Source organism: Ruegeria conchae, from assembly GCF_000192475.1.
Lineage (GTDB): Bacteria > Pseudomonadota > Alphaproteobacteria > Rhodobacterales > Rhodobacteraceae > Ruegeria > Ruegeria conchae.
On record NZ_AEYW01000013.1, the window covers coordinates 73,385 to 99,688 of the forward strand.

General features: G+C 57.8%; 27 protein-coding genes. 13 read left to right on the plus strand and 14 right to left on the minus strand.

The features are described 5' to 3' along the window. Nucleotides 1–9 precede the first annotated feature (9 nt). Entirely contained in the window at nt 10–354 is a 345-nt protein-coding gene (locus G7G_RS0112225) for a 5-carboxymethyl-2-hydroxymuconate Delta-isomerase (RefSeq protein WP_010441715.1), read from the plus strand. A 27-nt stretch (nt 355–381) separates the two neighbouring features. Here G7G_RS0112225 and G7G_RS0112230 read toward each other — a convergent pair whose 3' ends face one another. Then, entirely contained in the window at nt 382–978 is a 597-nt protein-coding gene (locus G7G_RS0112230; protein WP_010441716.1) for a ferric reductase-like transmembrane domain-containing protein, read from the minus strand. Between the two features lie 3 nt (nt 979–981). Continuing rightward, nucleotides 982–1,470, minus strand: coding sequence for a peptidase associated/transthyretin-like domain-containing protein (locus G7G_RS0112235; protein ID WP_010441717.1), 489 nt, complete (start codon nt 1,468–1,470; stop codon nt 982–984). 276 nt (nt 1,471–1,746) lie between these two features. On the opposite strand from G7G_RS0112235, the gene G7G_RS0112240 reads away from it, so the two are divergent. Continuing rightward, nucleotides 1,747–2,712, plus strand: a complete 966-nt coding sequence (locus G7G_RS0112240; protein ID WP_010441718.1) for a pirin family protein — start codon at nt 1,747–1,749, stop codon at nt 2,710–2,712. A gap of 64 nt (nt 2,713–2,776) precedes the next feature. Beyond that, nucleotides 2,777–3,784 carry a 2-dehydropantoate 2-reductase gene (locus G7G_RS22990; RefSeq protein WP_010441719.1) on the plus strand — a complete coding sequence of 336 codons (1,008 nt, stop codon included), beginning with the start codon at nt 2,777–2,779 and terminating at the stop codon, nt 3,782–3,784. On the opposite strand, the gene G7G_RS0112250 is transcribed toward G7G_RS22990, so the two are convergent. The 3 genes from G7G_RS0112250 to hrpB form a co-directional block, all read right to left on the minus strand. Next, nucleotides 3,753–5,231, minus strand: a complete 1,479-nt coding sequence (locus G7G_RS0112250) for an inorganic phosphate transporter (RefSeq protein WP_010441720.1) — start codon at nt 5,229–5,231, stop codon at nt 3,753–3,755. The two genes, G7G_RS22990 and G7G_RS0112250, sit on opposite strands and share 32 nt — an antisense overlap. Before the next feature lie 89 nt (nt 5,232–5,320). Next, on the minus strand, nt 5,321–5,779 hold the full coding sequence (locus G7G_RS0112255) for an NUDIX hydrolase (RefSeq protein ID WP_010441721.1): 459 nt from the start codon (nt 5,777–5,779) through the stop codon (nt 5,321–5,323). 191 nt (nt 5,780–5,970) lie between these two features. Next, nucleotides 5,971–8,409 (minus strand): ATP-dependent helicase HrpB, encoded by a 2,439-nt coding sequence (hrpB, locus tag G7G_RS0112260; RefSeq protein WP_010441722.1) that lies wholly within the window; start codon nt 8,407–8,409, stop codon nt 5,971–5,973. Between the two features lie 120 nt (nt 8,410–8,529). Here hrpB and meaB point away from each other — a divergent pair, with 120 nt between their 5' ends. From meaB to G7G_RS0112290, 5 genes are all read left to right on the plus strand, one after another. Next, complete coding sequence (gene meaB, locus G7G_RS0112270) at nt 8,530–9,507, plus strand: methylmalonyl Co-A mutase-associated GTPase MeaB (RefSeq protein ID WP_010441723.1); 978 nt, start codon at nt 8,530–8,532, stop codon at nt 9,505–9,507. Nucleotides 9,508–9,677: 170 nt separating this feature from the next. Then, the gene (locus G7G_RS0112275) at nt 9,678–10,871 is read left to right on the plus strand and encodes a Hint domain-containing protein (protein WP_010441724.1); all 1,194 of its coding nucleotides are present in this window, start codon (nt 9,678–9,680) and stop codon (nt 10,869–10,871) included. A gap of 119 nt (nt 10,872–10,990) precedes the next feature. After that, nucleotides 10,991–11,278 (plus strand): 50S ribosomal protein L28, encoded by a 288-nt coding sequence (gene rpmB, locus G7G_RS0112280; RefSeq protein ID WP_008756960.1) that lies wholly within the window; start codon nt 10,991–10,993, stop codon nt 11,276–11,278. A 407-nt stretch (nt 11,279–11,685) separates the two neighbouring features. Further along, nucleotides 11,686–12,036 (plus strand): hypothetical protein, encoded by a 351-nt coding sequence (locus G7G_RS0112285; RefSeq protein WP_010441725.1) that lies wholly within the window; start codon nt 11,686–11,688, stop codon nt 12,034–12,036. Nucleotides 12,037–12,081: 45 nt separating this feature from the next. Beyond that, a complete protein-coding gene (locus tag G7G_RS0112290; RefSeq protein WP_010441726.1) occupies nt 12,082–12,522 on the plus strand; it encodes a copper chaperone PCu(A)C in 441 nt (146 codons plus the stop codon). 104 nt (nt 12,523–12,626) lie between these two features. Here the strand turns inward: G7G_RS0112290 and G7G_RS0112295 are convergent, their stop codons facing one another. Both G7G_RS0112295 and G7G_RS0112300 read right to left on the minus strand, forming a co-directional pair. After that, nucleotides 12,627–13,235, minus strand: coding sequence for an HdeD family acid-resistance protein (locus tag G7G_RS0112295; protein ID WP_050806461.1), 609 nt, complete (start codon nt 13,233–13,235; stop codon nt 12,627–12,629). A 61-nt stretch (nt 13,236–13,296) separates the two neighbouring features. Then, a complete protein-coding gene (locus tag G7G_RS0112300; protein ID WP_010441728.1) occupies nt 13,297–14,001 on the minus strand; it encodes an NAD-dependent deacylase in 705 nt (234 codons plus the stop codon). Between the two features lie 28 nt (nt 14,002–14,029). Here G7G_RS0112300 and G7G_RS0112305 point away from each other — a divergent pair, with 28 nt between their 5' ends. Next, complete coding sequence (locus G7G_RS0112305) at nt 14,030–14,479, plus strand: low molecular weight protein-tyrosine-phosphatase (RefSeq protein ID WP_029621970.1); 450 nt, start codon at nt 14,030–14,032, stop codon at nt 14,477–14,479. Between the two features lie 337 nt (nt 14,480–14,816). Here the strand turns inward: G7G_RS0112305 and G7G_RS0112310 are convergent, their stop codons facing one another. Genes G7G_RS0112310 through G7G_RS0112325 form a run of 4 tightly spaced genes read right to left on the minus strand, consistent with a single transcriptional unit; the run spans nt 14,817 to nt 18,098 of the window. Continuing rightward, nucleotides 14,817–15,197 (minus strand): carboxymuconolactone decarboxylase family protein, encoded by a 381-nt coding sequence (locus G7G_RS0112310; protein WP_010441730.1) that lies wholly within the window; start codon nt 15,195–15,197, stop codon nt 14,817–14,819. Then, complete coding sequence (locus G7G_RS22995; RefSeq protein ID WP_238528795.1) at nt 15,184–16,083, minus strand: aldehyde dehydrogenase family protein; 900 nt, start codon at nt 16,081–16,083, stop codon at nt 15,184–15,186. The genes G7G_RS0112310 and G7G_RS22995 overlap by 14 nt, the downstream gene beginning before the upstream one ends. 33 nt (nt 16,084–16,116) lie before the next feature. Next, entirely contained in the window at nt 16,117–17,214 is a 1,098-nt protein-coding gene (locus G7G_RS0112320; protein ID WP_010441732.1) for an aromatic ring-hydroxylating oxygenase subunit alpha, read from the minus strand. After that, nucleotides 17,211–18,098: a MurR/RpiR family transcriptional regulator gene (locus G7G_RS0112325; RefSeq protein WP_010441733.1), complete on the minus strand. Its 888-nt coding sequence runs from the start codon at nt 18,096–18,098 to the stop codon at nt 17,211–17,213. The genes G7G_RS0112320 and G7G_RS0112325 overlap by 4 nt, the downstream gene beginning before the upstream one ends. A 66-nt stretch (nt 18,099–18,164) precedes the next feature. Between G7G_RS0112325 and G7G_RS0112330 the strand changes: the two genes are divergently transcribed. The 4 genes from G7G_RS0112330 to G7G_RS0112345 are packed head-to-tail and all read left to right on the plus strand — an operon-like array spanning nt 18,165 to nt 23,586. Continuing rightward, complete coding sequence (locus G7G_RS0112330; protein ID WP_029621973.1) at nt 18,165–20,609, plus strand: FAD-dependent oxidoreductase; 2,445 nt, start codon at nt 18,165–18,167, stop codon at nt 20,607–20,609. Continuing rightward, nucleotides 20,606–21,208: a dimethylsulfonioproprionate lyase family protein gene (locus G7G_RS23000; protein WP_010441735.1), complete on the plus strand. Its 603-nt coding sequence runs from the start codon at nt 20,606–20,608 to the stop codon at nt 21,206–21,208. Before G7G_RS0112330 ends, G7G_RS23000 begins: the two co-directional genes overlap by 4 nt. After that, entirely contained in the window at nt 21,205–22,308 is a 1,104-nt protein-coding gene (locus G7G_RS0112340) for a mandelate racemase/muconate lactonizing enzyme family protein (RefSeq protein ID WP_010441736.1), read from the plus strand. Before G7G_RS23000 ends, G7G_RS0112340 begins: the two co-directional genes overlap by 4 nt. A gap of 3 nt (nt 22,309–22,311) precedes the next feature. Beyond that, nucleotides 22,312–23,586: an aspartate aminotransferase family protein gene (locus G7G_RS0112345; protein WP_010441737.1), complete on the plus strand. Its 1,275-nt coding sequence runs from the start codon at nt 22,312–22,314 to the stop codon at nt 23,584–23,586. Here the strand turns inward: G7G_RS0112345 and G7G_RS0112350 are convergent, their stop codons facing one another. From G7G_RS0112350 to G7G_RS0112360, 3 genes are all read right to left on the minus strand, one after another. Then, complete coding sequence (locus G7G_RS0112350) at nt 23,587–24,528, minus strand: LysR family transcriptional regulator (protein WP_010441738.1); 942 nt, start codon at nt 24,526–24,528, stop codon at nt 23,587–23,589. 65 nt (nt 24,529–24,593) lie between these two features. Beyond that, complete coding sequence (locus G7G_RS0112355) at nt 24,594–24,902, minus strand: hypothetical protein (protein WP_010441739.1); 309 nt, start codon at nt 24,900–24,902, stop codon at nt 24,594–24,596. Nucleotides 24,903–25,066: 164 nt separating this feature from the next. Next, entirely contained in the window at nt 25,067–26,218 is a 1,152-nt protein-coding gene (locus tag G7G_RS0112360) for a hypothetical protein (protein WP_010441740.1), read from the minus strand. Between the last annotated feature and the right edge of the window lie 86 nt (nt 26,219–26,304).

The window sequence follows — 26,304 nt, forward strand, 5'->3', positions numbered from 1 at the left end:
GAGCTTCTCATGCCACACGTCACACTTGAATTCTCTGCTGGTCTTGAACAGTCTCATGATTTTCAAGCCATCTGCGAGCAGCTTTACTCGGTTCTCGCCGGGCATGAAGAGTTTGACCCGCCAACGCTCAAAATCCGCGCCACTCCGGTTCCGTTTTCTCGCATCGGAACCGAACCGCAGACTTTCGTCCATGCCACGCTTTTGCTGATGCAAGGCCGGGATGAGGCGACACGCACCGGGCTGAACGCGACTATTCTGGACGTTCTGGCCAAGACCATGCCCGAGGTCGGCAGCATCACTGTGCAAGATGTTGAAATGACCCGCGCAACCTATGCCAAACGTCTATCAGGTTAGCGCAGTTCGGGTGATTGCCTTGGGCGTCTAACGCCGATGCACCTCCCAAACCCGCAATCGGGCGAGCGTCCGGACGCTCGCCAGCAAGACCAGCCCGCATAGGGCGGTTTTGGTCATGACCTCCATCGTGCCCTCAATCAGCATCGCGTGCACCAAGCTGCCAAGCATGGTCGCGCTGGCCAGTCCCGCATGGCCCAGGCGCCAGACCCGAAACCGCAAGCTTAGGCGTTGCCGTAAAACCCCCATTGCCGCTGCCGCAAAACCCGCCCACATGGCGGTAACTCCCCATGTCGAAAAAGGTGTTGCAGACACAAAAAGCAATGCGTCCACGACGTCAGGCGGGCTTGTGATCCACAAGCCGATCACATGGATCACAATGCTTACGACAAGGGCCAAGCCACACCGCCTGTGCCAATGGCGACTGTTAACCGGAGAAAGCCCGGGCAACCAACGCCCGGCCAACAAGGGTTGCAGCAGAAGAAGGCACATCCCGATGATGCCCGCAAAACCGGCGAGGATGTAAATCGGCTCACGCCACGCCAGATACGGGCTGAAAGCCGCTGCTATGACCGGTATAAGAAGTGTGGCAACCAATGCCGCCCAGACAGCAGCTTGCCTTAACATCCGTCAGACAGGCTGCAAGACAAAATGTGCGGCAAGGGTCTTGTCCTTCGCGCTCGACATCACTGGGCGCAGGAATACCGTCTCAAATTCACCGCTGTCATAGGCCAAATGCCCGTGTGGTTGACCAAAGGCGGGCACAATCTGAGGCATTTCCAACCGGAACTCTCCGTTCGCATCGGTGAGAGTCGCCCCATGGCTGCGCTGATCGCGTTCATGCCCTTCGGTTGTATGGGCCCAGATCTGGATGCGTTGACCGGGCAGGGGGGCTCCGTCACCCGCACGCCGCACGGTGCCGGTCATCCAAAACCCGCCACCGCCGATGCGCTCCACGATCGGCGCGCCGGGTCGATAGTTGTTCGACCCGCCCCGCATCGACGGTGTCGGCGCAAGACCAGAGGCGTGCGCAGGTGTGATGACGCCGGTCAAACCGGCTACAATTGTGCCAACCCCTGTCGCAATAAACTTGCGGCGATTGATTTCGAGTCGGGTCATTGCATCCACTCCTGTCGGCTGAACCTCATCTTGGACCGGCTTCCCTGATCCGGCGACACCCGATTTCTAAGGATAGCACGATTGTTCATGATTCCGAGAGTCGGCGAAGGTGAGTATCAGGTGCTCCGTTCCACGCCTTGGTGAGTATCCGCAAGTCGTTCCAAGGACTTCACGATCATTGTGCGAAAATGCACTTTTCTTGCGATATTTTCCCAATACATTCAGCATTGGCAAACATGAACGCGTCTTATGGAACCGAAAAAACGGAGATCTGGAATGAGTTGGAACCCCACCCATAATCCCGAATGCGCCTCCGAAAAAGATGCTCTCGAAACCTTGATCATCCCACGTGCGCGAGATCTGGGCGGGTTCGAGGTGCGTCGCGCGCTGCCCTCGGTCAAGCGTCAGCTCGTTGGCCCATTCATCTTCTTTGATCAGATGGGCCCTGCCGAATTCATTACCGACAGTGGCATTGATGTGCGGCCGCATCCTCATATCGGGCTGGGCACCGTAACCTATCTGTATCAGGGAGAGTTCGAACATCGTGACAGCCTCGGTACCCACCAGATGATTCACCCCGGTGAGGTCAACTGGATGGTCGCGGGCCGTGGTGTAACTCATTCCGAACGCACGAGGGCAGAAACGCGCGGCAAACGTCACAACCTGTTCGGCATCCAGACCTGGCTCGCGCTGCCAGAAGCCTATGAGGACATGGCCCCTGACTTCGAGCATCACAAGCAGGGCGCGCTGCCCCATATCGAAGACAAGGGTGTCAGCGCCCGCCTGATCCTTGGCGCCGCCTATGGTGAAACCAGCCCGGTGACCATGTTGTCCGAGACCTTCTATGTCGACGTGCAACTGGACCCCGGCGCATCTTTCCCGTTGCCTGACGATCACGAGGATCGGGGTGTTTATGTCACGCAAGGCTCGGTCGAGGTAGCCGGTGATACCTTTGACGAAGGGCGTATGATGGTGTTTCGGCCCGGTGACAAGCTCTCGGTCAGGGCGGGGCCTTTGGGTGCGCGATTGATGCTGCTGGGCGGAGCAACCCTGAGCGAGGATCGCTACATCTGGTGGAATTTCGTCTCGTCCTCAAAGGAAAAGATCGAAACCGCTACGCGCGAATGGAACACCGCCGACTGGGCCAACGGTGCGTTCCATCTTCCGCCCGGAGACGATCAGGAATTTATAACCATCCCAGACGAGCTTGAACGTACCCGGCCACGGTTGGCGCGTGTATGACTTGACGTCACTCTGGCGCCACTGAACCATCCCGGTGATCATTGGGCCACAGCGGAGGAGTTCAATGAGAATCGTCATCGCGGGCGCAGGCAGCATAGGCTGTTATTGCGGTGCATTGTTGGCAGATGCGGGCCACGTGGTCACGCTGCTGGGCCGCGCCCGCGTGCTGCAGCCGATCCGCGAGCAGGGACTGACCGTTACCGATTTCGCAGATCTGGACTGCCATGTGCCGATCGCGAAATTGACGCTCAGCGAAGATCCCGCCTGCTTAGAGGGCGCTGAATTGGTCATCGTCACGGTTAAATCCGGCGCAACAGCCGAGATGGCAGCGTTGATTGCGGCGCACGCGCCGGCGAATGCCCCGATTGTGTCCTGGCAAAACGGTCTGGAAAACACCCGCGCACTACGCGCGGTCCTTGACGGCCGCGACGTGCGGGCCGGAATGGTGCCCTTCAATGTGGTGCCAACCAATGCCGCGTTCTATCATCGCGCCACCTCCGGCGATATCATCATCGAACAAGGTCAGGGCGATCTCGCGCTGCATCTCAGTACCCCGGATTTGCCCGTCACCGAAAGCGACCGGATCGAGGCGGTGCAATGGGGCAAACTGGTGATCAATCTCAACAATGCACTGAACGCGTTATCAGGTCTGACCCTGCAAAACCAGCTGCTTGATCGAAGCTGGCGTTGCTTGATGGCCGATCAAATGGCCGAGGCTTTGCGCGTTTTGAAAGCCGCGGGAATTGAAGTCGCCTCAACGACGCCACTGCCAGCATGGACGACCCCGCATCTACTGCGGTTGCCAACACCAATCTTTTCGCGGATTGCAGCAAAGATGCTTACCATCGACCCTAACGCGCGTACCTCGATGGCCTACGATCTGATGGAGGGTCGCCCGACCGAAATCGACAGTCTGCAAGGCGAAATCATCAAGCTCGGGCAAATTCACGCGATCCCAACTCCGATCAACAGCCACATCTGCGGCCTTATTCATCAAGCACCGCGCGGGCCACTTGCGGTCGATCAGGTAATACCCCCGATCAACCAAATGCGGTCAGCAGCCAGAAGATAACTGCCGACAGGGCTGCAGCTGCGGGAACTGTGATTACCCACGCTGCTACGATCGTCATAAAATGGGATCGCCGTACCAACTTGCGCCGCCGACGCTCTTCCCGTGCAAGACGCAGTTCAGCGGGTCGTTGAAGGTTCGAATATTTCCAGCGCCGTTCTGCATGCCATTCTCGATAGAACCCCACGCCAAACACGGCCCCAACTGCGATATGGGTTGAGCTGACGGGTAAGCCCAGCCAACTGGCTACGATAACTGTAATCGCTGCTGAAAGCGCAACACAGAACGCGCGCATGGGGTTCAATTTGGTGATCTGGCTGCCTACCATGCGGATCAGCTTGGGCCCAAACAGGAACAAACCGAAAGAGATGCCAAAGGCTCCGATTACCATGACCCATGTCGGGATTGACACTTTTGATGCAAAATCTCCGAATTCGGCAGCATGGACGATCGCGGCCAGCGGACCCACCGCATTGGCCACATCGTTTGCGCCATGGGCGAAGCTCAAAAACCCTGCGGAAATCACCAGTGGCAAACCAAACAGCGTTTTCAACGACCGGGTTCTGTTCTCAAGGCCTTCGGATTTCCGTCGCACCCAAGGCACGGTCGCGGCCCAGATCAATCCGCCCGAAGCCAGCCCGATCAGCAGGGCGAACTCAATATCGATTTTGACGATGCGTTTCAGGCCCTTGACCGAAAGGTAGGTGGCAAAAGCCCCGGCCATCACGGCGACCAGAATGGGAACCCAGCGACGTGCGGCTGCGATTTTATCGTCCTGGTATTGAATCTTGTGTTTGATCAGCGCCAGAAATCCCGCAGCGATCACGCCACCCAACACGGGCGAGATAACCCAGCTCGCGGCAATTGCGCTCATCGTGCCCCAGCTTACGGCACCAAGCCCGGCAGCAGCGACGCCGGCGCCCATAACGCCACCTACGACCGAATGCGTGGTTGAAACAGGCGCGCCCACCCAGGTGGCTAAGTTTACCCACAACGCGGAAGATATCAGTGCAGCCATCATCGCCCAAATGAAGACATCACTATTTTGCACCGACATTGGATCGATGATCCCTTTGGAGATCGTCGAAACCACGTCTCCACCCGCGAGCAGTGCGCCAGCACTTTCGGCAATTGCGGCGATCAGAATCGCGCCCCCCATTGTCAGTGCATTTGCACCAACCGCCGGTCCCATGTTGTTGGCGACGTCGTTGGCCCCGATGTTGATCGCCATATAGGCCCCGAAGGCTGCAGCGGCGACAACGATTAATCCGCCATCGGCGCGACCAAACATAACTGCGGCGGCCAAACCTGCCAAAGCGATAAAGACGAGTGCGATACCGGGTGCCAGCAGCGGGCGCGCCACATGGGCATTGGCATACTCAAGACGAGAAATGCGGTGGAGGTCGCTGTCGAGCGCGTGCCAGCGGGCTTTGGGTGGTAGATCAGACATCGATTTTCACAGGCCGTTCGATTTGACGCCCGCCGCTACCCTGTTCCGTCGAAAGCGGCAACCTTTGTCATGAGAAATATACGTAATTGTTACATTTGCAGCAGCAGATCGCGCAATTCAGGCTCCTGCACCCGTCCAGCCGCCACTTTGGGCGAAACCCAGCAGCGTTTGCGCTGATTGGCCTCAGGATAATCGTCGGCCAGATTCGTCACCTGAACACGATACACGCTGGTGACCACATGCTGCGCCGTGCCGTCGTTCAATGTCTTGTCATAAGAGTATTGGCCGATCGGTTCCTTTGGAACATCCGTCGCCTGAACGCCAGCTTCCTCCCATGCTTCCTGCAACGCAGTCTCGGGGCCGTTAAGGCCATCAATGGGCCAGCCTTTTGGAATAATCCAACGTCCGGTTCCGCGGCTGGTGATCAGTAATACATCATCGCCGGACTCTGTGCCCCGCGTGCAAAGCGCCGCCACCTGCACCCGGTTTGGGCGCTGGAATAACGGTCGCGCGACCTCTTCCCAGATGTTGCGTATCCATTTCGTCATGTTCAGCCTGCTCGGACGTCTTTGTTTTTATTCGAAAGAGTTAAATAATCATGTATTGCAGGCTTAACAATAGATTGGCGGAAGAATGGGCAAAAATGGCCTAATTTCAGCCAATAATGCGGATATCTGTAGCATTTTTGCTGAATTGTGGTGCTATCACCGCCAAAAACATTGGTTAGATTGCGTCCGGTTCAGTTTTTACGACGTTTCGCACGCAGAGTTGGGTCAGCTTGAGTTGGATCTTCAGGCCAGGGATGTTTGGGATATTGCGCCCGCATATCCTTGCGCACGTCCGCATAAGACCCAGCCCAGAACCCTGGTAGATCGCGGGTGATCTGTATCGGTCTCTGCGCCGGTGACAGCAGTGTGATCTTTAAGGGCTCACCACCGATTAACGGGTGTTGGGTCACGCCGAACACCTCTTGCAATCGCACCGAAATCTCGGGCGCCGCACCGCTATAGTCGATTGGCAGCTTGCGTCCAAGCGGAGTCACAAACGACCCCGGCGCGCGGCGGTCCAGCTCTTGCGTCTGGGCCCAATCCAGCCGGGCACGCAAAGCTGGTAGCAGGTCAAAACGCTTCCAGTCTTCGGCGCTGCGTACGCCCGAGAGCGTAGGCAGCAGCCAGTCCTCCAGCGCGTCCATAAGACCCCCTTCCGAACAATCGGGTAGGTCAACACCTTCAGCTCGAACCAACTCGACCCGCGCTGCCAACCTTGCCGAGGCCCCCTGCAGCCGTATTCCGAGATCACGCACCCCGACCAGCATTGCCTGGGCCACAGCGTCTTCGGGTACGTCTTTCCAGATGCGGTCATCCAGGGTGATCGCCCCGAAGCGTTCCTGCCGTCGGGCCACGACACGGCGTTCGCGCTTGGACCATTCGCAACTATCGACCCATTCAATCTGATCGTCGAATAGATCGCGGATTTCACCCTCGGAAATCTGTGCGGCCATGCGTACGCGGGCCTCGCGCGGGTTGCCGTCTGTGTCGGTGACGACCAGATAAGGAGCTGTTGCCAAGGTGTCGTCAGCCTCCAGCACCACGCCCTTACCGCCCGAGAGGACATAGCGGGGGGTATCACCCCTGCGCCGTTGCGCGATGCGGTCCGGATAGGCCAGGGCTGCCGTCGCCGCAGGGCTCAGATCGCCAGAGCCCTGCGCTTGCGCACGTAACCGTTTTCCCTCTGTTTTGATCCGATCCAGCGCGCCCTCGTTGACTTGCCAGACGCGATTGTGCCGAAACTTGCGGATATCCCGCAACGCCTCAAGCCGCAACGACAGATCAACCGGCGCTCCACGCAGCGGATCTCGATCTGCCATCAGCGCCGCCAAGGGGGCGGCCTCGCGGCCCGCACGCACCAACATATGCGCGAGACGTGGATGCAGCGGCAACGCAGCCAACGCGCGCCCGTGTTCCGTAATCCGGCCCTTGCTGTCCAAGGCGTCGAGCATGGTTAGCAAGGATCGTGCCTCGGTCAATGCGCCCTCAGGTGGCGAAGTCAGGAACGCAAGATCACCCGGCTCCGCGCCCCAGAGCGCGAGCTCCAGCGCCATTCCGGTCAAGTCGGCGGCTTCGATCTCAGCAGGTGGGTATGCGAGCAGTGCGCCTTCTTCGCCCTTGGACCACAGCCGGTAGCACACGCCTTCGGCTACACGGCCTGCACGGCCCGCACGTTGAGTGGCCTCGGCTCGTGTTACCCGCTCGGTCACCAGCCGCGACATGCCAGAACCTGGATCGAACCGTGCGCGCCGCGCTTGGCCCATATCCACCACCACGCGGATATCGGGTATGGTCAACGAGGTCTCAGCAATCGATGTCGCCAGCACGACTTTGCGGCCTGTCGTCACTGGCGCAATTGCTGCGCGTTGGGCTGCAAATGGCAGGGCACCAAAAAGAGGGTGTACCGTGCAGTCGTTGGGCAGGCGGCGTGTCAAAGCAACCTCGGCGCGCCTGATTTCCCCTTCGCCGGGCAGGAAAACCAGCATTCCACCTGTAGTTTCCCGCTCGGCCTGCACAACCAGATCAACAAGCGCATCCAAGCGTCGAGCCTGCGCACCCAGAGGTCGGTCAAGCCAACGGGATTCAACCGGATAGCTGCGCCCCTCGGAAGTGATGAGCGGCGCATCCATCAGCCGCCCCACCGGTTCGGCATCCAGTGTCGCAGACATTGCAAGCAGGATAAGATCGTCCCGAAGCGCTCCTGCCACCTCAAGGCATAAGGCCAGCCCCAGATCGGCGTTCAGCGAGCGCTCGTGGAATTCATCAAAAATTACTGCCCCCACGCCTGCTAAATCCGGTTCGAATTGCAGCATGCGGGTCAAAATGCCCTCGGTCACCACTTCGATCTGTGTGGAATTTGAAACCTTCGTATCACCGCGTACGCGGTAGCCGACGGTCTTACCCACAGGTTCACCCAAAGTCTCAGCCATGCGCTCTGCAGCGGCCCGCGCGGCCAGTCGACGTGGCTCAAGCATCACGATTCGACCATCGCCAAGGCCTGCATGCAGCATCTCAAGCGGCACGCGGGTCGTTTTACCCGCACCCGGAGGCGCCTGCAGTACCGCGCACCCATGCGTTCGCAAGGCGTTCAGAAGATCGGGAATGGCGTCATCAATGGGCAACCGGGTCATATCGCCTTATCGCCAAAGCCTCGGCCAAGGTCCAGCATCGCCGATCCGGACCCGAGTTGGGGCTGGACAAACCGGGTCATCCCCTCTCATCTATGGCAAATTCCAGCCGGGGACTGACCGATGAACATTGCCGAGCTTGGCGACAGGATCTTGAACGGAGAGCGCAGGGCACTGGCCAGAGCGATCACGCTGGTCGAAAGCGGGCGTGATGACCACCGAGCGCAGGCCACGGACTTGCTCGATCAGTTGGCTGGTGTCGGGCGGCAGGCGCTGCGAATTGGCCTGTCTGGCACGCCAGGTGTCGGCAAATCGACCTTTATCGAAAGCTTCGGAATGATGCTGACGGGGCAGGGGCTACGTGTTGCGGTTCTGGCAGTTGATCCCAGTTCGGCCCGTTCGGGCGGCTCGATTCTAGGCGACAAGACCCGCATGGAGCGGCTGAGCCGCGAGAAAAACGCCTTTATCCGCCCATCACCCAGTCAGAGCCATCTTGGTGGTGTGGCGCGCCGCACGCGCGAAGCGATCGCACTCTGCGAGGCGGCGGGATTTGACGTCGTGTTGATTGAAACTGTGGGTGTGGGCCAATCGGAAACCGTGGTGGCTGAGATGTCTGACCTTTTCCTGCTGCTGCTGGCCCCGGCGGGCGGTGATGAGTTGCAGGGCGTCAAGCGCGGCATCATGGAAATGGCCGACATGATTCTGATCAACAAGGCTGATGGCGACCTGAAAGCGACTGCCACCCGCACCTGCGCTGATTACGCGGGCGCGCTGCGTTTGCTGCGCAAACGCCCGCAAGACCCCGAAGGGTTCCCCAAGGCCATGACCGTTTCAGCGGTTGAAGAGCATGGGTTGGAACAGGCCTGGGACGAGATGCAGACCCTGACCACTTGGCGACGCGACGCCGGGCATTGGGCGTCGAACCGCGCTACACAGGCGCAATACTGGTTCAAACAAGAGGTGCGCCACGCCTTGCTGGCGCGACTCGAAACGCCACAGATGCGCGACCGGATGAGCGATCTGGGCACGCAGGTCAGTGCAGGCCGTCTCAGCCCGTCGGCGGCGGCCGATCAAATCCTCGCCGGACTGTCCGACACGTAACACTCTGGCGGTATGATGCGTGCGCGGCTGGTGGGCTGACCGCTAATCGTGTATTATCGTTGCATATATTGCTGTGTTTGAGTGTGAGTTGCTGCGTTTGAACCGGGTTGAGAAAGGGCTTGATCAGCTCGGATCGTGCCCGGATGCTCCGAGGAACGGGACACGTCAGAATGCCCAATATCAATGGCACCAACGGCGACGACGATATCGATGTCACAAATGACAACGGTACGTTGAATGGCGCGCCGCAGGGGTCCCCGATTGATAATATCCGGGGCCGTGGCGGCGATGATGATATCACCATCACCGATAGTACCATTGCCAACAATGTCCTGGGCAACGCAGGTATCGACACGATCACAGTCACCAACAGCACGGTTGGCGGGCGCATCGCCAGCGGGTCCGATGCGGACACGGTTGGTGTCAGCGGGTCAACCGTGGGCAATATCCGGCTCGGCGGCGGCAATGACACGCTGAATTTCATCAGCACCACGGTGACAGGCGACATTCGAGGCGGCAGCGGAACCGATACGCTGAACCTGCCTGAGGGCACTGTTATCACGGACGATACCTTCGGGGTGATTACGGTTGAAGATGGGGTCGGATACTCAATCTCAAGTGGCACATTCACCCTGCCATCCGGAATAACTGTCACCTATTCGGCGTTCGAGAACGGATCAGGCATGCCCTGTTTCACGCGCGATACATTGATAACGACGCAGCACGGCCAGACTACGATCCAGTCGCTGCGCACCGGTGACCTGATCCCCACGCTGGGGCAGGGCCTGCACCCGATCCGCTGGATCGGACGGCGCGAATTTGACCGCCCCCAGCTTGAGGCCAACCCCAGACTCTGGCCTGTGCGCATTCTTGCAGGTGCATTGGGAGAGGGGCTGCCTCATCGTGATCTGCTGGTCTCGCGCCAGCACCGGATGCTGGTGCACTCAAAGATCGCCCAACGTATGTTCGGCACGAACGAGGTTTTGATTCCGGCCATCAAGCTCACTGCGATGCCGGATATCTACGTTGATCAAAGCGTCGAAAGCGTTGAGTATTTTCACCTGCTGTTTGACCGCCATCAAGTGATTTTTGCTGAAAACACCCCGACCGAAAGCCTTTATACCGGCCGCGAAGCGTTAAAATCTCTTAGTGTTGCGGCGAGACGTGAAATATTCGAAATCTTCCCTGAGTTGGCCGAACTAGATTACCGCATCGATCCGGCCCGCCTGATCCCGCGTGGGCGATTGCAGACACAGTTGATCTCGCGCCATCTGAAGAACAACAAACCTCTATTGCAGCGGTCGGAAGCTGGCGCCACAATGGAAAACGACTTCGGTATAAAGATTTCGCCGCACCCGTCTTGACCCTTCGCGTGATTCCCACTACACGCATCCAACCAGTTTTCGGGCGCGACTTCGGGTTGCGCCCCTTGTGATTTGGCCGAGGGTCTTGTACCCGGCCTCCAGAAACAAAGGAAGAAACCATGTCGCGCCGTTGCGAACTGACCGGAAAAGGCCCGATGACTGGCAACAATGTCAGCCACGCCAAAAACAGAACTCGTCGTCGTTTTCTGCCCAACCTGAACGACGTTACCCTGCAGTCGGAAACCCTGGGCCGCGGCGTAAAGCTGCGCATCTCGGCGGCAGCCCTGCGCTCGGTAGACCACCGCGGTGGTCTGGATGCATTTCTGGCGAAAGCCAAGGATGACGAACTGTCGGCGAACGCCTTGAAAGTGAAGAAAGAAATCGCCAAAGCGCAAGCTTCGGCGTAAGTCTTGCCGACACAAAAGTATTCAGCCCTGCATCCTTGGATGCGGGGCTTTTTTGTCGGTGATGATTGCAATGATCCTGTCCATTGTTTTTAAAAAGCTAACAAAGCGAGCCTTTCCGTGACTTTGTTCACAGAAGTCTTGATGAAATCAATATATGTATATGCATATTGTTGATTTTGGGGGGTCATCATGCTGTTTCGAGTAACAAATTTATTGTCTTTCGTGCCAGCTTCACTTGCGGCGGCAGTGGTTCGATGCACGCGGATGCAACGCCGGGTGAATCGACTACATACGAGTATGAACGCCGACCCGGCAAAACCACCCAAATCCTGAACCGGGCCATTCTGTCTCAGCCTGGCCTTCTCGCTTGTAGCGGATAGAAACTCAGGCGTATATCTCGGGCTAGGATGAAAGACTTTTTCCGCCAGATACTGCCTTATGCGCTGTCCCTGCTCGTACTTGTCACGGGGCAGGGCCTTGCTGCATCGCGCGGCATTGATCGTGCGGTGGGGCAGATGGTTCTGTGCACCGGAACCGGGCCTGTGGTTGTGTATATGGATGACGAGGGTCAACCGACACGTGCGCCGCATTACTGTCCGGACTATGCGCTTAGCCTGCTGGGCGCTGTGCACGATGCGCGCGCTGCCCTGCCTTTGGCTCCGTCCAGGGCGTTGCCCGCTCCACCACTACGCTCGGCGGATTTGATTTCGGCCCCCTTGCCACGGCATCCTGCCCGCGCTCCTCCGATCTCTGTCTGAATTAGACATCTAACAAAATCAGAAATTTACGTAAGGAGAGTCGCAATGACCCTCAAATCCACTTTGCTCGCAACTTTGGCTGCGCTTTCATTCACCTCAGGCGCCATGGCTGCCGATGCTATCGTTGTTGACGATGCCTACGCGCGGTCCTCAGGTAAATCCGCCAAGGCCGGTGCCGCCTTCATGGTAATCGAAAACCACAGCGATACCGATGACCGCCTGATCGGCGTCAAATCAGATGTGGCAGGGCGTGTAGAGCTTCACACCCACAAGGTTGATGAAAACGGCGTTGCCCAGATGATCCATGTCGAGGAAGGATTTTCCATACCGGCAGGTGAAGCCCACCTGCTGAAACGTGGCGGTGACCATGTCATGTTCATGGGACTCAATGCGCCATTTGAACAGGGATCTTCTGTGCCGGTGACGCTGATTTTTGAACAGGCCGGAGAGGTTGTTGTAGAAATCCCGGTAGATTTGGAGCGGTAGGATCAGGGCGGGCACGGCTCACGCGACCACTCGCATTCGAACTAATCCGCCGTTTCATCAGCCATCATCAAGGCATTAGGCCGGACAATGCCCGGCCTATATTGCTAGCGGTTGACAGTTTTCATTCCCAACCGATCACCTGCATTTTTGAACCGTGCGGCCAGAAAGAACATCACGATGGCTGAGGTCAACGCAAAGAAAGCAATTGCCCAACCCAAAGCCACCATTCCGCTGCCGGGCCAGAATATAAGCACCAGCCCGATGATGAGGGCAAAGATACCTGAATTTCGCACCGTTGCACGCTCGGGATCCTGTGGGTGCATCTGAGGCAGGGCCATGAAGGAGCCTATGGCCACGAATAACGCCATCGCCCCCATCAGCGTAAATGCCAGCCACGCCACTCCCTGTGGCCAGATCAATAGTATCAATCCGATCAGAGCAGCACCGATGCCAAAGCCTCCAACCAGCCCACGTCGCCCAAACCCAAGCCAAGTGAGCGCACCATCCAGAATAAGCAGCGCCCCCACCAGCCGCAGCAATACTGAGATACTGCTGGTGGGCCAGAACAGCGCCGCAATCCCGATCAGACCGGCCAGAATTCCGCGCAGCAAGAAGGTCCACCACAGGTTGGCAAGATTCTCGCTTAAGGTGTCACGCGCGTTGATGCTGCTATCGTCAAGGATTTCTCCGTCTTTGGGTGGTAGATCTGTCATGAACTCACTCAGCATTATTGTTTTCAGCACCATAGACGCGAAAGCGCTGCTCTGTCTGCCCCTATCGCGTGCGGCCCCGTACCAACATTTCATTGACCCAACGCGGGATCACCTCGGTAGCAGGCCCGAGGTGTGTCTCATCAAAGACGGACGCCCCAGAGGAAGGTTCAAGGTTCAATTCTATCGTTCGCGCACCTCCGGCCCGTGCCTCTTGCGCAAAACCTGCCGCCGGATAAACCTGACCTGAAGTGCCGATTGAGGCGAACAGTGCGGCTTCAGCCAGGTGATCGTAAATTTCATCCATAAAATAGGGCATCTCACCAAACCACACCACATCGGGTCGGGCCGTCGGTTGAAAGCAGGCTGGGCAAGGCTCGTGTACCTCCATCTCGGGTGGCGAGGTCCAGCGGTGCCCGCAAACTCCACATAGGGCACCGGCCAGCGTGCCATGCATATGGAGCACCCGTGCAGCCCCGCCTGCCTCATGCAGGCTGTCAACATTCTGCGTGACGATGACCACTCCGCCGGGCCATCGCTTCTGCAGCCGGGCAAGCGCCCGATGTGCGGCATTGGGCTGTGCCTTGGCGGCCTGCACCCGGCGGGCATTGTAAAACTCATGCACCAGTGCCGGATTGCGGACGAATCCTTCGGGCGTTGCGACATCCTCGATCCGGTGCTGCGCCCACAGGCCGCCTTCGTCGCGGAACGTGCCCAGCCCGCTTTCGGCGGAAATTCCGGCTCCAGTCAGAATGACGATCTTTTCCATGGCCGCCTCACGCGCTACACCCATTCCCATGACACACCGTATCCTTTTCGTCTGCCTGGGCAATATCTGCCGCTCTCCGGCAGCCGAGGGCGTTTTTCGCGCCCGCGCGCGCCATCACCAAACCGACAGCGCCGGAACATCGGGTTGGCATATCGGTGATCCGCCCTATGGCCCAATGCAAAAAGCCGCCCGCGCCCGCGATATTAACCTCAGCGACCTGCGCGCCCGCCAGTTCGTGGCCGAGGATTTCCACCGCTTCGATCTGATCATCGGTATGGATGCGGACAATATCGCCAATATCGAAGACCTGCGCCCCGATGGCAGCGATACTCCTGTCCGCCTGCTAACCGATTTCGCGCCACATTCCGGTGCCGATCACGTGCCCGATCCGTATTATACCCGCGATTTCGATGGAGCGCTGGACCTGATCGAAATTGCTGTTGAGGGCTTGCAGGCGTACCTGAGCGCTGAGCTATAGAAGCTGGAGTACGCCCTGCATTCAGGGCACTGAACGCACCGATGCCTGCGCAGAGCTCATCTAGATCGATGCTGTACTGCGCACCAATGTCCGAACCGAGGTGAGCAACAAATATGGAGGGGCATGTACCCCTCCTTTTGAATCTTGGTTCTATTCGTCCGGGTGAAAGTGTACGTCCATTAGACCTTCCCCTTGAATCAACAGAATTGTTGGTTCGTCGGATATCAATCCCGGAGCAAAGAGGGGCCACACACCGGTATAGAATAGGACCACTATGTTTGAGTGATGCGGCGTTGTGGTGCGAGACCGCCAGTGTAAGGTTGAGCGCTCGCGCCTTCTAACTCTCTTCCAGCACCTTCTTGGCCACACGGAAGCACTCCAACGCCTGCGGCACGCCGCAATAAATTCCAATCACGTGAACGATTGCGCGGATTTCTTCTTTGGTGACGCCATTATTGATGGCCCCGCGGCAGTGGGTCTCCCATTCAGTCATTTTGCCTAGTGCGCCAATCATCGAGAGGTTCATCATCGACCGGGTCTTTGCGTCGATCACGTCATCCCCCCAGCCAAAGCCCCAACACCACGCGGTCATGGCCTCCTGAAACGGGCGAGTGAAATCATCTGCTGTAGCCAAGTTCTTTTCGACATATTCAGCCCCCAGCGTAGTTTTGCGCTGTTCGAGCCCTTTCAGAAACAGATCTTCGTCAAATACGCTCATGGTCTAGTCCTTCAGTTTGATGGCGACGTTTTTGGTTTGTACATAGTTCCACAAGGCTTCGCGCATCTTGGGGGGCGCCATTCGCGAACGCATTCAGGTCAGCATCATCATGCGCTATCGCAGCGGATTTCCGGCCAAGTTTCAGCACACTGGAGACGACGTTCTTGGCGGTGATGGTCGCAATGGCAATGCCCGTGGGGACGGGCCCTGTGAAGACGATCTGGTTCACATGCGTGTGGGTCGACAAGGCACTACCGGACTCGTGGCCCAGCCCGTAAAGGATGTTCACCGCGCGCTCAGGCAGGCCTGCGGTCTCTGCAGCGGAGGCAAACCACGAGTTGCTGAACGGTGTCAGCTCTGGCGTTTTGATCACGCCGGCGTTGCTCGAGGCAAGTGCTGCTGACAGCGAACGCGTCGTCATTTCGATCGGATTGCTCCAAGAGATTATCTGCGCCGAAACACCGTGGGGTTCGTAGGTCGTGAAATTGTAATGGTCTTTCCCCAACGGGATCGAGTGGCCCTCGAAGGATTCAGCCTGATCGCCATAGTATTCGAAATACGGCGCGGCTTCCTCGACCTCGATCCGGGCTTCCCACAGGGGGTCGCACTGTTCCAGCGTCAGAATCCTGGCGATCTCGTCAATATGGGTCAGCATATAGTGGCCCATGGCCTGCACTATGTGACCATGTTCGACTGGGCGCAGATCGGACAAGGTACCTGATAGATGCGCGCGTTTTGCAGCCATATCGGCGCTGACAACGTTGCCCGCATCCGTAAGCGCACACTCGGCCAGCTTTTTGTCGATGCTAGGGTTCAACGCGTCGATCCGGCTGGCTATGCCGTTGACCAACGCGCCATCAATGTAGCTTAGCCAATAGGCCTTCATTACAGATCGATCAATATGTTGGTGCATTGTGCGTCAATGTTCTTGACCATCTACAGCTTCACGCATCCAGCGCTGCAATGCAGCGATGGAATGCTCTGAACTGACCCCGCAGTTGGGGTCCAGCACAAGGGGACCGGGGCGATAACCACGAGATTTCAGCCCTCGCTGCACGCTTTCCACGAGGTGGATGTCCTCTTTTACTGTTGTCTCGCGATCTTGAGCGGCAAGACCCCGGATTACCTCACTTTCAGCACCTTCCGGCGTAAACCAGCCGCGCCAGACGGTACAGTTTTCATGGCCGTGGGCACGCCAGTGGTAGGTGTTTAGAACATTGCCCGGATAGCATTGGAATGAGAACATGGGCCACAGGAACCAGCTCTGATAATCCCCGGCATGGGGCACCGACATGTCCACGGGATAGGTCATCTTTTTCATTGGCTGACATTCGGTTGTATGGCGCAGAACATATCCGCCGTCCGCATCCGGTTGGATGTCATAGGTTTCCGGCTTGATTACACCCTCGGCGAAAGTCGCGTGGTTAATGGGACAGTGGTAGCACTCTGAGTAATTCTCGACCGAGACCTTCCAGTTGCAGTTCTCAGGCACCTCGACCCATTCCAGAGGGGCAAGCCTGACGACATTGGGAACGAATTCGGCGATCTCTTCACGGACACCGGGGAACCAATCGTCCATCGGCGCCGCATCGTCATCGAGGTTGACGAAAAGAAAGCCATGGAAATCTTCGGTCCGGACTTCGGTCAGGCAGATCTCAGAGCGGTCAAAGCCCGGAACGGATTTGATGTTCGGACCCGCGCGCAAATGTCCAGTCAGTTCGTAGGTCCAGGCGTGATAGGGGCAGACCACCACACGAGTGTTACCAGTCCCGGTGACCATTTCGTGGGCGCGGTGTTGGCAGACGTTATAGAAGGTGCGGATCACTTCGTCCCGGCCACGGATCGAGAATAGGCTTTGGCCCGCAATTTCAAAAGTGAAATAGTCACCGACATTGGGAAGCTGGCTGACATGGCCCGCGAATTGCCATGTCCGGGCAAGCAGGCCGGACATTTCTTGCGCATAAATATCGGGATCGGTGTAATAACGCGCGGCCAAAGACCTGATGGGTTCGGTCATGTCTTCTCCTCGTGATACAGTCCCAGCTGGTGGCGACGGTTGTGGAATTTCTCGACCCGTTCGACGATCTCGTCGCTGGCAACGGCGATGACGAATGACAAAAGCGTCTCAAGCAGCGCGATGATGCTGACCGAGGACGGGAAGAATTGCGGTGTATCGACCGATACCACGAAGTCATGATCGGCCAGACGCAGGATCGGGCTGGCGGGACTGTCGGACAGAGCGACGATGACCATGCCCTGTTCGCGCGCTATCTCGACGGCTTTGACCACCTCGGACCGGTAGGGTTTGCAGGTGATCGCGATCAGCACGTCACTTTCATCTGCCCACGCCAGATCATCGACAGGGGTCGAGCCCGGACGCGGGATGGCGTGAAACTCCTTCATACCGGTCGAGGCCAGATAGGTGAAATTGCGCGCGATCGAGTTGTTGACGCCCACGCCAAGGGTAAACACATTGCGCGAGGCCCAGATCGCCTCGGCCGCCGTCTTCAGGTCGTCGGTCAAGATACCCGCAAAGGTCTCTTCGACGTTGCGCAGCACGTCCTGCACTATGTCGGCATATAGCCCGCCCAGATCGTCCGATTTGCGAATGTCCTGAAGCCAGCGCGCGCGGTCCGGGAAGTCGGCGGCGCCGCGTCGGATGGCATCGCGGAAGGGCGCGCGGAAATCTTCGTAGCCTTCGAACCCGACCTGACGGGCCATGCGCACGACGGTGTTGGGTTTGACATTCGCAGCCTCTGCGATTTCGCGCACCGTCGACACCCCCACATCACGGGGGTTTTCCAAGACATAAGTTGCCGCCTTGCGTGCCTCGGGCGTCAGCTCGGAAAGCTCATCGGCCAGACGCTCGAGAATCGTATTTGATACATTTGTCCCATTCATGATTGACGATGGTATTTTTGTTTGCTTAGCGTGTCGAGAGGAAAACGACTCGAAAAGGATGTTGTCGTGGCAAGTGAGTTTCCATCCCACGCACGCGTGGTCATCGTCGGCGGAGGCATCATGGGCGTCGGGCTGGCCTATCATCTTGGGCATGAAGGCTGGGGTGCGGAAACGGTGTTGCTTGAAAAGGCCGAGCTGACCTCGGGCAGCACATGGCACGCCGCCGGACAGATCACACATTCGACCTCGTCCTTTGGGTTGGGGAAGTGCGTGGACTATAATATCGGCCTCTATTCCGGTGGATTGGAAGCGGAAACAGGCCAGCCGGTGACATGGCACGGCTGCGGGTCGTTTCGCCTAGCCTATACGGAAGACGAAATGGACTGGTTGCGCCATACGCTATCGGTGGGTCGCTCGCTGGGTTTCAACATCGAACTGGTTGGGCCGGAAAAGGTGGCCGAGTTGCACCCGTTCTATAACCTCAGTGGTGTTCTGGGCGCACTTCACACGCCGGATGACGGTCACGTGGACTCGACGAATGTCACGATGGCGATGGCCGCTGGGGCCCGTCAAAAGGGCGTGCGGATCATCCGCCAATGCCGCGCTTCCAACATCACGCAAGCTGACAATGGCGAATGGGTGGTTGAGACTGGGAAGGGCACAATCACCTGCGAGCATGTCGTCAATGCCGGCGGCACATATGCGCGGCAGATGGGCGAATGGTCGGGGCTGCAATTGCCCATGACCTCGATGACGCACCATTACTTCGTGACCGACGAGGTGCCCGAATTCCAGGGTCTCGACGTAGAACTGCCCGTCATTCGCGACGACAAGAAAGTTTCGGGCTATATCCGGATGGAGCAAAAGAAGGGCCTGATCGGGATTTACGAGAAAGAAAACCCGAACTCGGTCTGGCACGATGAATGTCCATGGCATTACGAGAATTGGCTGTTTGACGCGGATTATGACCGTGTCATGCCGTATTTGGAAGAAAGCCTGAACCGGATGCCGATCTTTGCCGATCTGGGCATTCAACGCGTCGTGCACGGCGCGATCAGCCATCCACCAGACGGCAACCCGCTGATCGGCCCGGCACCCGCTGTGCGCAATTACTGGTGCTGCTGCGGCACTCAGATCGGCATTGGATGGGGGCCCGGCCTGACCCGCGAGCTGGCGCGCTGGATGGTGCATGGAGCGGCTGACATCTCGATGCGCGAATTCGACCCGCGCCGGTTTGGCAGTTATGCCACGAAGAACTGGCAGGTAGTGAAGGCCGAAGAGGATTACTGTCTGCGCCACGAAATCCCCTTCCCACATTTCAACCGTCTGGTCGGACGCCCGATCAAGCCGTCCCCCTTGCATGATCTGCTGAAAAGCAAAGGTGCCGTGCATGAAGAGGTCTATGGCTTTGAACGCCCACGCTTTTTCGCCAAGGGGATCGAACAGTGCGACCACTATTCCTTCAACCGTTCCCCCGTCGACGATATGGTAGCGGCCGAGGTGAAAGCGGTGCGCACCGGCGTCGGCATCATGGATGTTACCGCCTTCGCAAAGGTGCTGGTCGAAGGGCCGGATGCATACGCATTGCTGGACCGGCTGACCGCCAACCGAATGCCGCAGAAGATCGGCTCGATCACCCTGACCCACATGCTGAACCGCGCTGGCCGGATCGAGCTGGAAACGACGATTGTGCGGATGGCTGAAGACCGCTTCTATCTGGTCTGCGCCGCTTTCTTCGAACAACGCCTGCTGGACCACTTGAACCATCGACGCGCGGAGGAAGATGTGACGATAACGGCCCTGTCGTCCGAGTGGAGTGTCCTGTCCCTGAACGGTCCCAAGTCGCGGGACGTGTTGGCCGCCTGCACTGACGCCGACTTGTCCAACGCCGGGTTCCGCTGGCTGTCTGCACGGGAAATCACGGTTGCAGGTCACAATGTCTGGGCATTCCGTATGTCCTACGCGGGCGAGCTCGGTTGGGAATTCCACATGCCCAATGACGCCAGCCTTGATGTCTACACTACGCTGTGGGCTGCGGGTGAGATACACTGCATTGCCGATTACGGCAGCTTCGCGATGAATGCGATGCGTATGGAGAAGGGCTTCAAGGGGGCTGGCGAATTAACCAACGAGGTCACACTGGCCGAGGCTGATGTTTTGCGTTTTGCTCGGACGGACAAGGAGTATCTGGGCCGCGACAAAACTCTAAATACTGACCTGCCGTGGGTCTGCGCCTATCTGGAAATCGAGCCCGACGGAAAAGCGGACGGCCACGGCGGTGAGGCGGTGGTTTTGAACGGGCAGGTGGTCGGATCCACAGCGTCCGTGGCCTTTGGCCCAACAGTCGGGAAGATTTTGGCCTTTGCCTATGTCAAACCTCACGCCGCCACTCCCGGCACGGCGCTTGAAGTGGTGATCCACGGCATCCGCCGTGCAGCCCGTGTGCTGGGCGATCCCGCCTACGACCCCAAATCCAAAAAGCCCAGAACCGACGCAAGGGAGATCGCGTGACACAAGCACAGGTCTGGACGCACGCAGCAGCCGAGCTTGCCCGCTGCTTTCGTACCTACCCCTCTCTTGCGGAGTTCAGTTCATTTCCGACTGATCTTGTGCCACAAAAGGTCACGACGCGGGCCTTGCCCCCGCTTGATTTGCTGGCAACTGACCAAGCCTTGCGGTCTGGGACAGTCTCGACTTTGCGTGACGCTGTGCTTGCGCTTGCCTGCGACGCGCACTGGCTCGAGCATTATCGAGATAGCGGGATAGGCGATGATTTCATGGATCGGTTTGGCTGCTTCTGTCTGGTCGGCGATCAGGGCGGCTTTGCATCAGACCAACTCCGTGTCTGGCTGGTTTATATGCCGCCACATCTGCACTATCCGTGGCATCATCACCCAGCGGAAGAGCTTTATTTAGTGCTTGCCGGGCAGGCAGAGTTCCTACGTGCCGGACAAGCTAAGCGCTGGCTGAGCTCTGGCGACACTGCGTTCCACTCCTCTAACCAGCCTCACGCGATGACGACGGGCGCAGACTCGGTTCTATGTCTGGTATTCTGGCGCAATCAGTTCGAGTCCGGGCCGCAACTGACTGATGGAAATGACATATCATGAAAATCTCTCGCATTTCGTTATGGTCTGTCGATCTTACCAGCCATGAGACCTACTACATGGCCGAGGGCAAGACCTGCGACACGGTCAAAAGCCATGTCCTGTGTCTGGAGGCCGATAACGGAAAGAAAGGCTGGGGCGAGGTCTGCCCCATCCCGCATTACCTGCCCGCCTTCGCCAATGGTGTCCCCGGTGCGATCGAGGAAATGGCACCCGAAATCCTTGGCGTCGAACCGTTCGGCATTGATGCCCCAATGCGTAAACTGGATTCGTTCCTGCAAGGACATCTCTATGCGAAATCTATCGTCGACATGGCGTTGTGGGATCTGTTCGGCAAAGCGAGTGGGCAGCCCCTTTACGCGCTGCTTGGTGGCCGCACTCAAGCTGACATGCCGCTCTATCACTCGATCACCTGCGTCATGCCCGACGACATGGCGCGGATCGCGCGTCAGGCTTATGCGACGGGTATCCGACAGTTTCAAGTCAAGCTTGGGGCCGACGCCGACTGGCAAGCAGATGCCGAACGGTTGGCCAAGGTACGCGAGGCCGTGGGCGACGGCCCACTGGTCTATGGCGACTGGAACTGCGGGGCGACAAAACTTCAGGCCACGCGGACGGGACGCGCTGTGGCACATCTGGATGTTATGCTGGAGCAGCCCTGCAAAACGCTGGAAGATTGTGCAGCTGTCAGACAGGCAACTGGCCTGCCTATGAAAATCGACGAAAATGCCTATGATCTGGCGTCGCTCATGCACGCGCATGAACTGGGCGTGCTGGACGCAGTCGCCTTGAAACTGTCGAAATTCGGCGGGCTGTCCGCGATGCGCCGCGCGCGTGATCTGACTGTTCATCTGGGGGCCGAGATCTGCGCGGAATGCACTTGGGGATCAGACATAGTCACCGCCGCATCGCTGCATTTCGCCGCCTCGACACCGCGAGATGCCCTACTGAACACCTGCGATCTGTCGTCCTATGTAGGGCCACGCATTGCGCCGGATTGTCCGTCCCGCAAGGATGGGCGTATTGCACCACCAGAAGGCCCCGGGCTTGGGGTGAGGCCCGATCTGGACATCCTTGGTACCCCAATTCTTGAACTGGACTGACCTATGCAGAAACTGACCTCTCAAGCCGATTGGATCGCCCGGGCCCGCACCGTGTTGCCTGCCGGAGGCTTCGGCAATTTCGATCCCGGCATAGTCATCGCGCGCGGTGAAGGCAGCCGTGTCTGGGACGAGGATGGGAACGAATATGTCGACTATCTGATCGGCTCTGGCCCGATGCTTCTGGGGCATGGCCATCCTGAAATCATAGGGGCCGTTCTTGAGCAGCTCCCCAAGGGCATGACCTTCTTTGCTAACAATGCCAAGGGCATCGAACTGGCCGAGGCGATTGTTGAGGCGGTGCCGTGCTGCGAACAGGTCCGGTTTGTGGCCTCAGGTGGCGAGGCCGACATGTACGCCATCCGTCTTGCCCGCGCCTATACCGGCCGCGACAAGGTCCTGAAGTTCGAAGGCGGATACCACGGGATGAGCGCCGAAGCACAGATGAGCCTTGCGCCCGAAGTCCGCATCAACTTCCCCCAAGCTATTCCCGACAGCGCGGGCATCCCGCAAGGGGTCGCTGATCAGATGTTGATCGCCCCGTTTAACGATCTGACCGCGGTCGAGGCGCTGCTGGACGAAAACAAGGACGTTGCCGCGATTATCGTAGAGCCCCTGCAGCGGATAATTCCCGCCTTGCCCGGCTATTTGCAAGGGCTGCGCGACCTGTGCGACAAATACAGTGTCCTCTTGATCTTTGACGAAATCGTTACGGGCTTCCGGCTGGCCTATGGCGGCGCGCAGGAACGCTATGGAGTAACTCCAGACATCTGCACCTTGGGCAAGATCATCGGCGGCGGTTTTCCTCTGGCCGCCATTGGGGCCAATACCGAGATCATGCAGCATTTCGACAAATCTACTGTCGGCGCGAACAAATGGCTAATGCAGCTTGGCACACTGTCAGGCAATCCGATCGCTGCCGCAGCCGGCCTTAAGACGATGGACATCCTACGCCGCGAGGGCAGCTATGAGCGCTTGCGCGCTATCGGAAAAAAGCTGCAAGACATGCAAAGTGAGGAGTTGAGCAAGGCTGATATTCCGCATCAAATCTGTGGTGATGAGACCTTGTTTGACATCTTTTTTACAGCCAGTGTTTGCAGAGACTATCGGACCGCCAAGCATGACGACCCAAAGCGTAACGAAGCCTATAATGCGACGCTGCGACACCACGGCATCTTCAAGTCGGCCGGCAAACTCTATCCTTCACTGGCGATCTCCGAGATGGACCTTGAACTGACAAAAAATGCAGTTCAGGCAGCGGTGCGATCCATTCATGCTTGACTAACTTATCACCTTCAGCTGCCCGTCCAGCCACGGCAACTGCGCCAAAGCAGGGTCAACGATCTGGCTCTGCATCAGTCGCTTAATCATATCCGCCACTTCCTGCGGTACCTGATCCGACCAGTCGGAGCGAGTAATCAGTGAGATTCTGCGCGCGAACTTGCCAAACGGGGCAGGTTGCGCTTCCAGCCCGTCATGAAACCGTGCGGCGCGCATATAGCCCAGCGGTGTGGTGATCGCCCAGCCCAAGCCTCGTGCCACCATCGCCATTAATGCCAGATGCGAACCGATTTCGAACCGTTCTTCGAACTCCATTTGCTGCCTGGCCAGATGACCTTCGATCTGACGGCTGATCAACTGTTCACGGGCGTAGCGCAGGAAGGGCAGGTCTTGCATCGGCTGCTCGGCGCCCTTGGGAGCGACCAAAATGAACGGGTCTTGGACCAGAGGGTATTCGATGACACCTTCCAATACTTCACCAGAATGGGCCGAGACAGCCATGTGTAACCGCTGCGCCTCCAGTGCTTCGAACAAATCGAGGCTCGACAGCGTGATCAGCTTGAATTTCGACCGGGTCAGACTGTCGGCTAGCAGAGTGGCCAACCTGGGCGTCAGATCATTGTCGAAATCGTCGATCAATCCGATGGACAGAGTGGTCAGATGCCCCAGATCCATGACCGCCAGCTCGCTCTGGGCCACTTGCAGCTCACCCAGCACCGCTTGAGTGCGCGCCAGAAAACTGCGCCCGGCCTGCGTCAGCCGCATCGGTCGCCGCCCGTGATCCACCAGATCAGTGCCTAAAGCCTTTTCCAGATTGCGCAATTGCTGAGACACCGACGGCTGGCTGAGCCCCGTGATCTCGGCCGCCTGCGCCACCGATCCCGTCCGCGCCAGCGCCTCGAACACCTCAAGGCCCCGCAGGGTCAGCCCCTTCATCACCATCGCACATACCTTTCGCTGCGCCTTTCTGGGGCGCAGCGGGCATCAGGTCAAGGATTTGCCGTCGGTCAGCTGCAGATCGCCTGCGCCATCAGGCCAAAGTTCTGATACCGATCCCACAGCGCATCATCGCGCGCGGTCTGCGACATCTTCAACTCCTGCGCCTGATGGGGGTCTTCGAACCACTTTGCCACGGTCTTCTGATCGCCCCGCGTCAACGCCTGATCCGCTACGCGCTGAATGCAAGTGCATCGCGCCCGCGTCGCCGCCTCGCGGTCCGACGCCAAACACGCCCGTTTGATTTGCGCCGCGTCCACTGTGTGGGCCACCGCCGTCACCGATGCCGCACAAAATGCGATTAAGAGGAACTGTTTCATACTCGAGCCTCGTTTTTTGCCTGCCCGGACGGGTCTTATGCCCCTCTCGGTCTGCGGCGGAGTATGAATCAAAGTGGATTCGGGATCAATTGGGTGGCGCGAAAAAGTGATTGCACGAGTCGGAAACACCCCACCCCGTAGGCCGGGCTTCAGCCCGGCACCGGTCATGACAAAAACGGAAGCCACCGCTCCAAGGCTTCAATCAATGCTTCAATCTTCTCTGGATGCTTGGCGATGTAAGCATCCACAACAACGGTCGAACCCTTGGTCGCGCCAACAACGATTGCGGTGCCAACAGCTAAATTAACCTTTCCAGCACACCACTTGAGGAGACTGGTTAGTCCTGCTTTGAACTTGGCTAAGATTGCCTCAATCCAATCGTGAGCGGGATTTTCCTGCTCTAACGCGGTTGAGAGTTCTTCTTCGGCTTCCCAAATCAATGTGGCTGCGCCGTACAAACGCTCGTCTTGAATGCTCTCAGGAGGGTTGTTACCTCCGATGCCGTGGCGTGCGGTGGTTCGGACACTCAGGCTATCGCTTAAGTCCGTTAGGGCTTTCTCGACCTCCCAGCGGGTACGAATTCGTTCGATTTCTTCGGCAATTTCTTCTGAACTTGATTTCCAGATGTCATCATCAATCAACGCAACTCTACGTTGGAGTTCCCAGTCGATAGGTTTGCCATCGAGAAAACCTTGATACCATTCTTGCCAAAAACCAAACAAGTTGGACTTTCCATAGATGCTGGTTTGGATCGCATCCCAAAATTGAAGTAGGTTTTTGTTTTTTGAGTCAAGCAATGGAGTCGCGAAGCATTCCACCTTGCCCTTTGTCCTCATTGCCTCAATGTCTGCTACGGCAGAATTTATGGCCGCGTGGCAAATTGCTTCTGCAATCTTCGCTGCTTCAGACGCTCGAGATGCATTAGCGGCGTATTCTGCCGCATCCGATGCTGCGCGAGCGACTTCATCGGGTTGCTGCGTCCTGGCAGCCTGCGCAGCGGCTGCTGCCGACCTAGCTGCATACACCGGCGCTTGGTGCTTAAACTCCTCAACAACTTCGATTGTGCCACTTAACGATGCACGAATGAGATCGACCTGTACCTCAACGTCTGTGGCTTCTGATTGATCAAATAGTTTAACAACTTGAATTAGTACTTGCCGGAATTCGTGAGTTAAGTTCACTGCGGGATTTTGAGATAGCGTTCCAAAGGAAGTGTTAGGTAACAGTCTTAAGGCAATACGAGCTGCAATGATTGCCCTCTCTTGTTTAGTCATCTTTGCCCAGAGAGCTTTTTCTGCGTTTTGTAAATCGTTCATTTGAAAGACTCGATTGCAAGTATTCACTGTTTTAGTTCATCGATTGATGCACCTTGACCAACCCACGATTCCTCTACATATCCCCA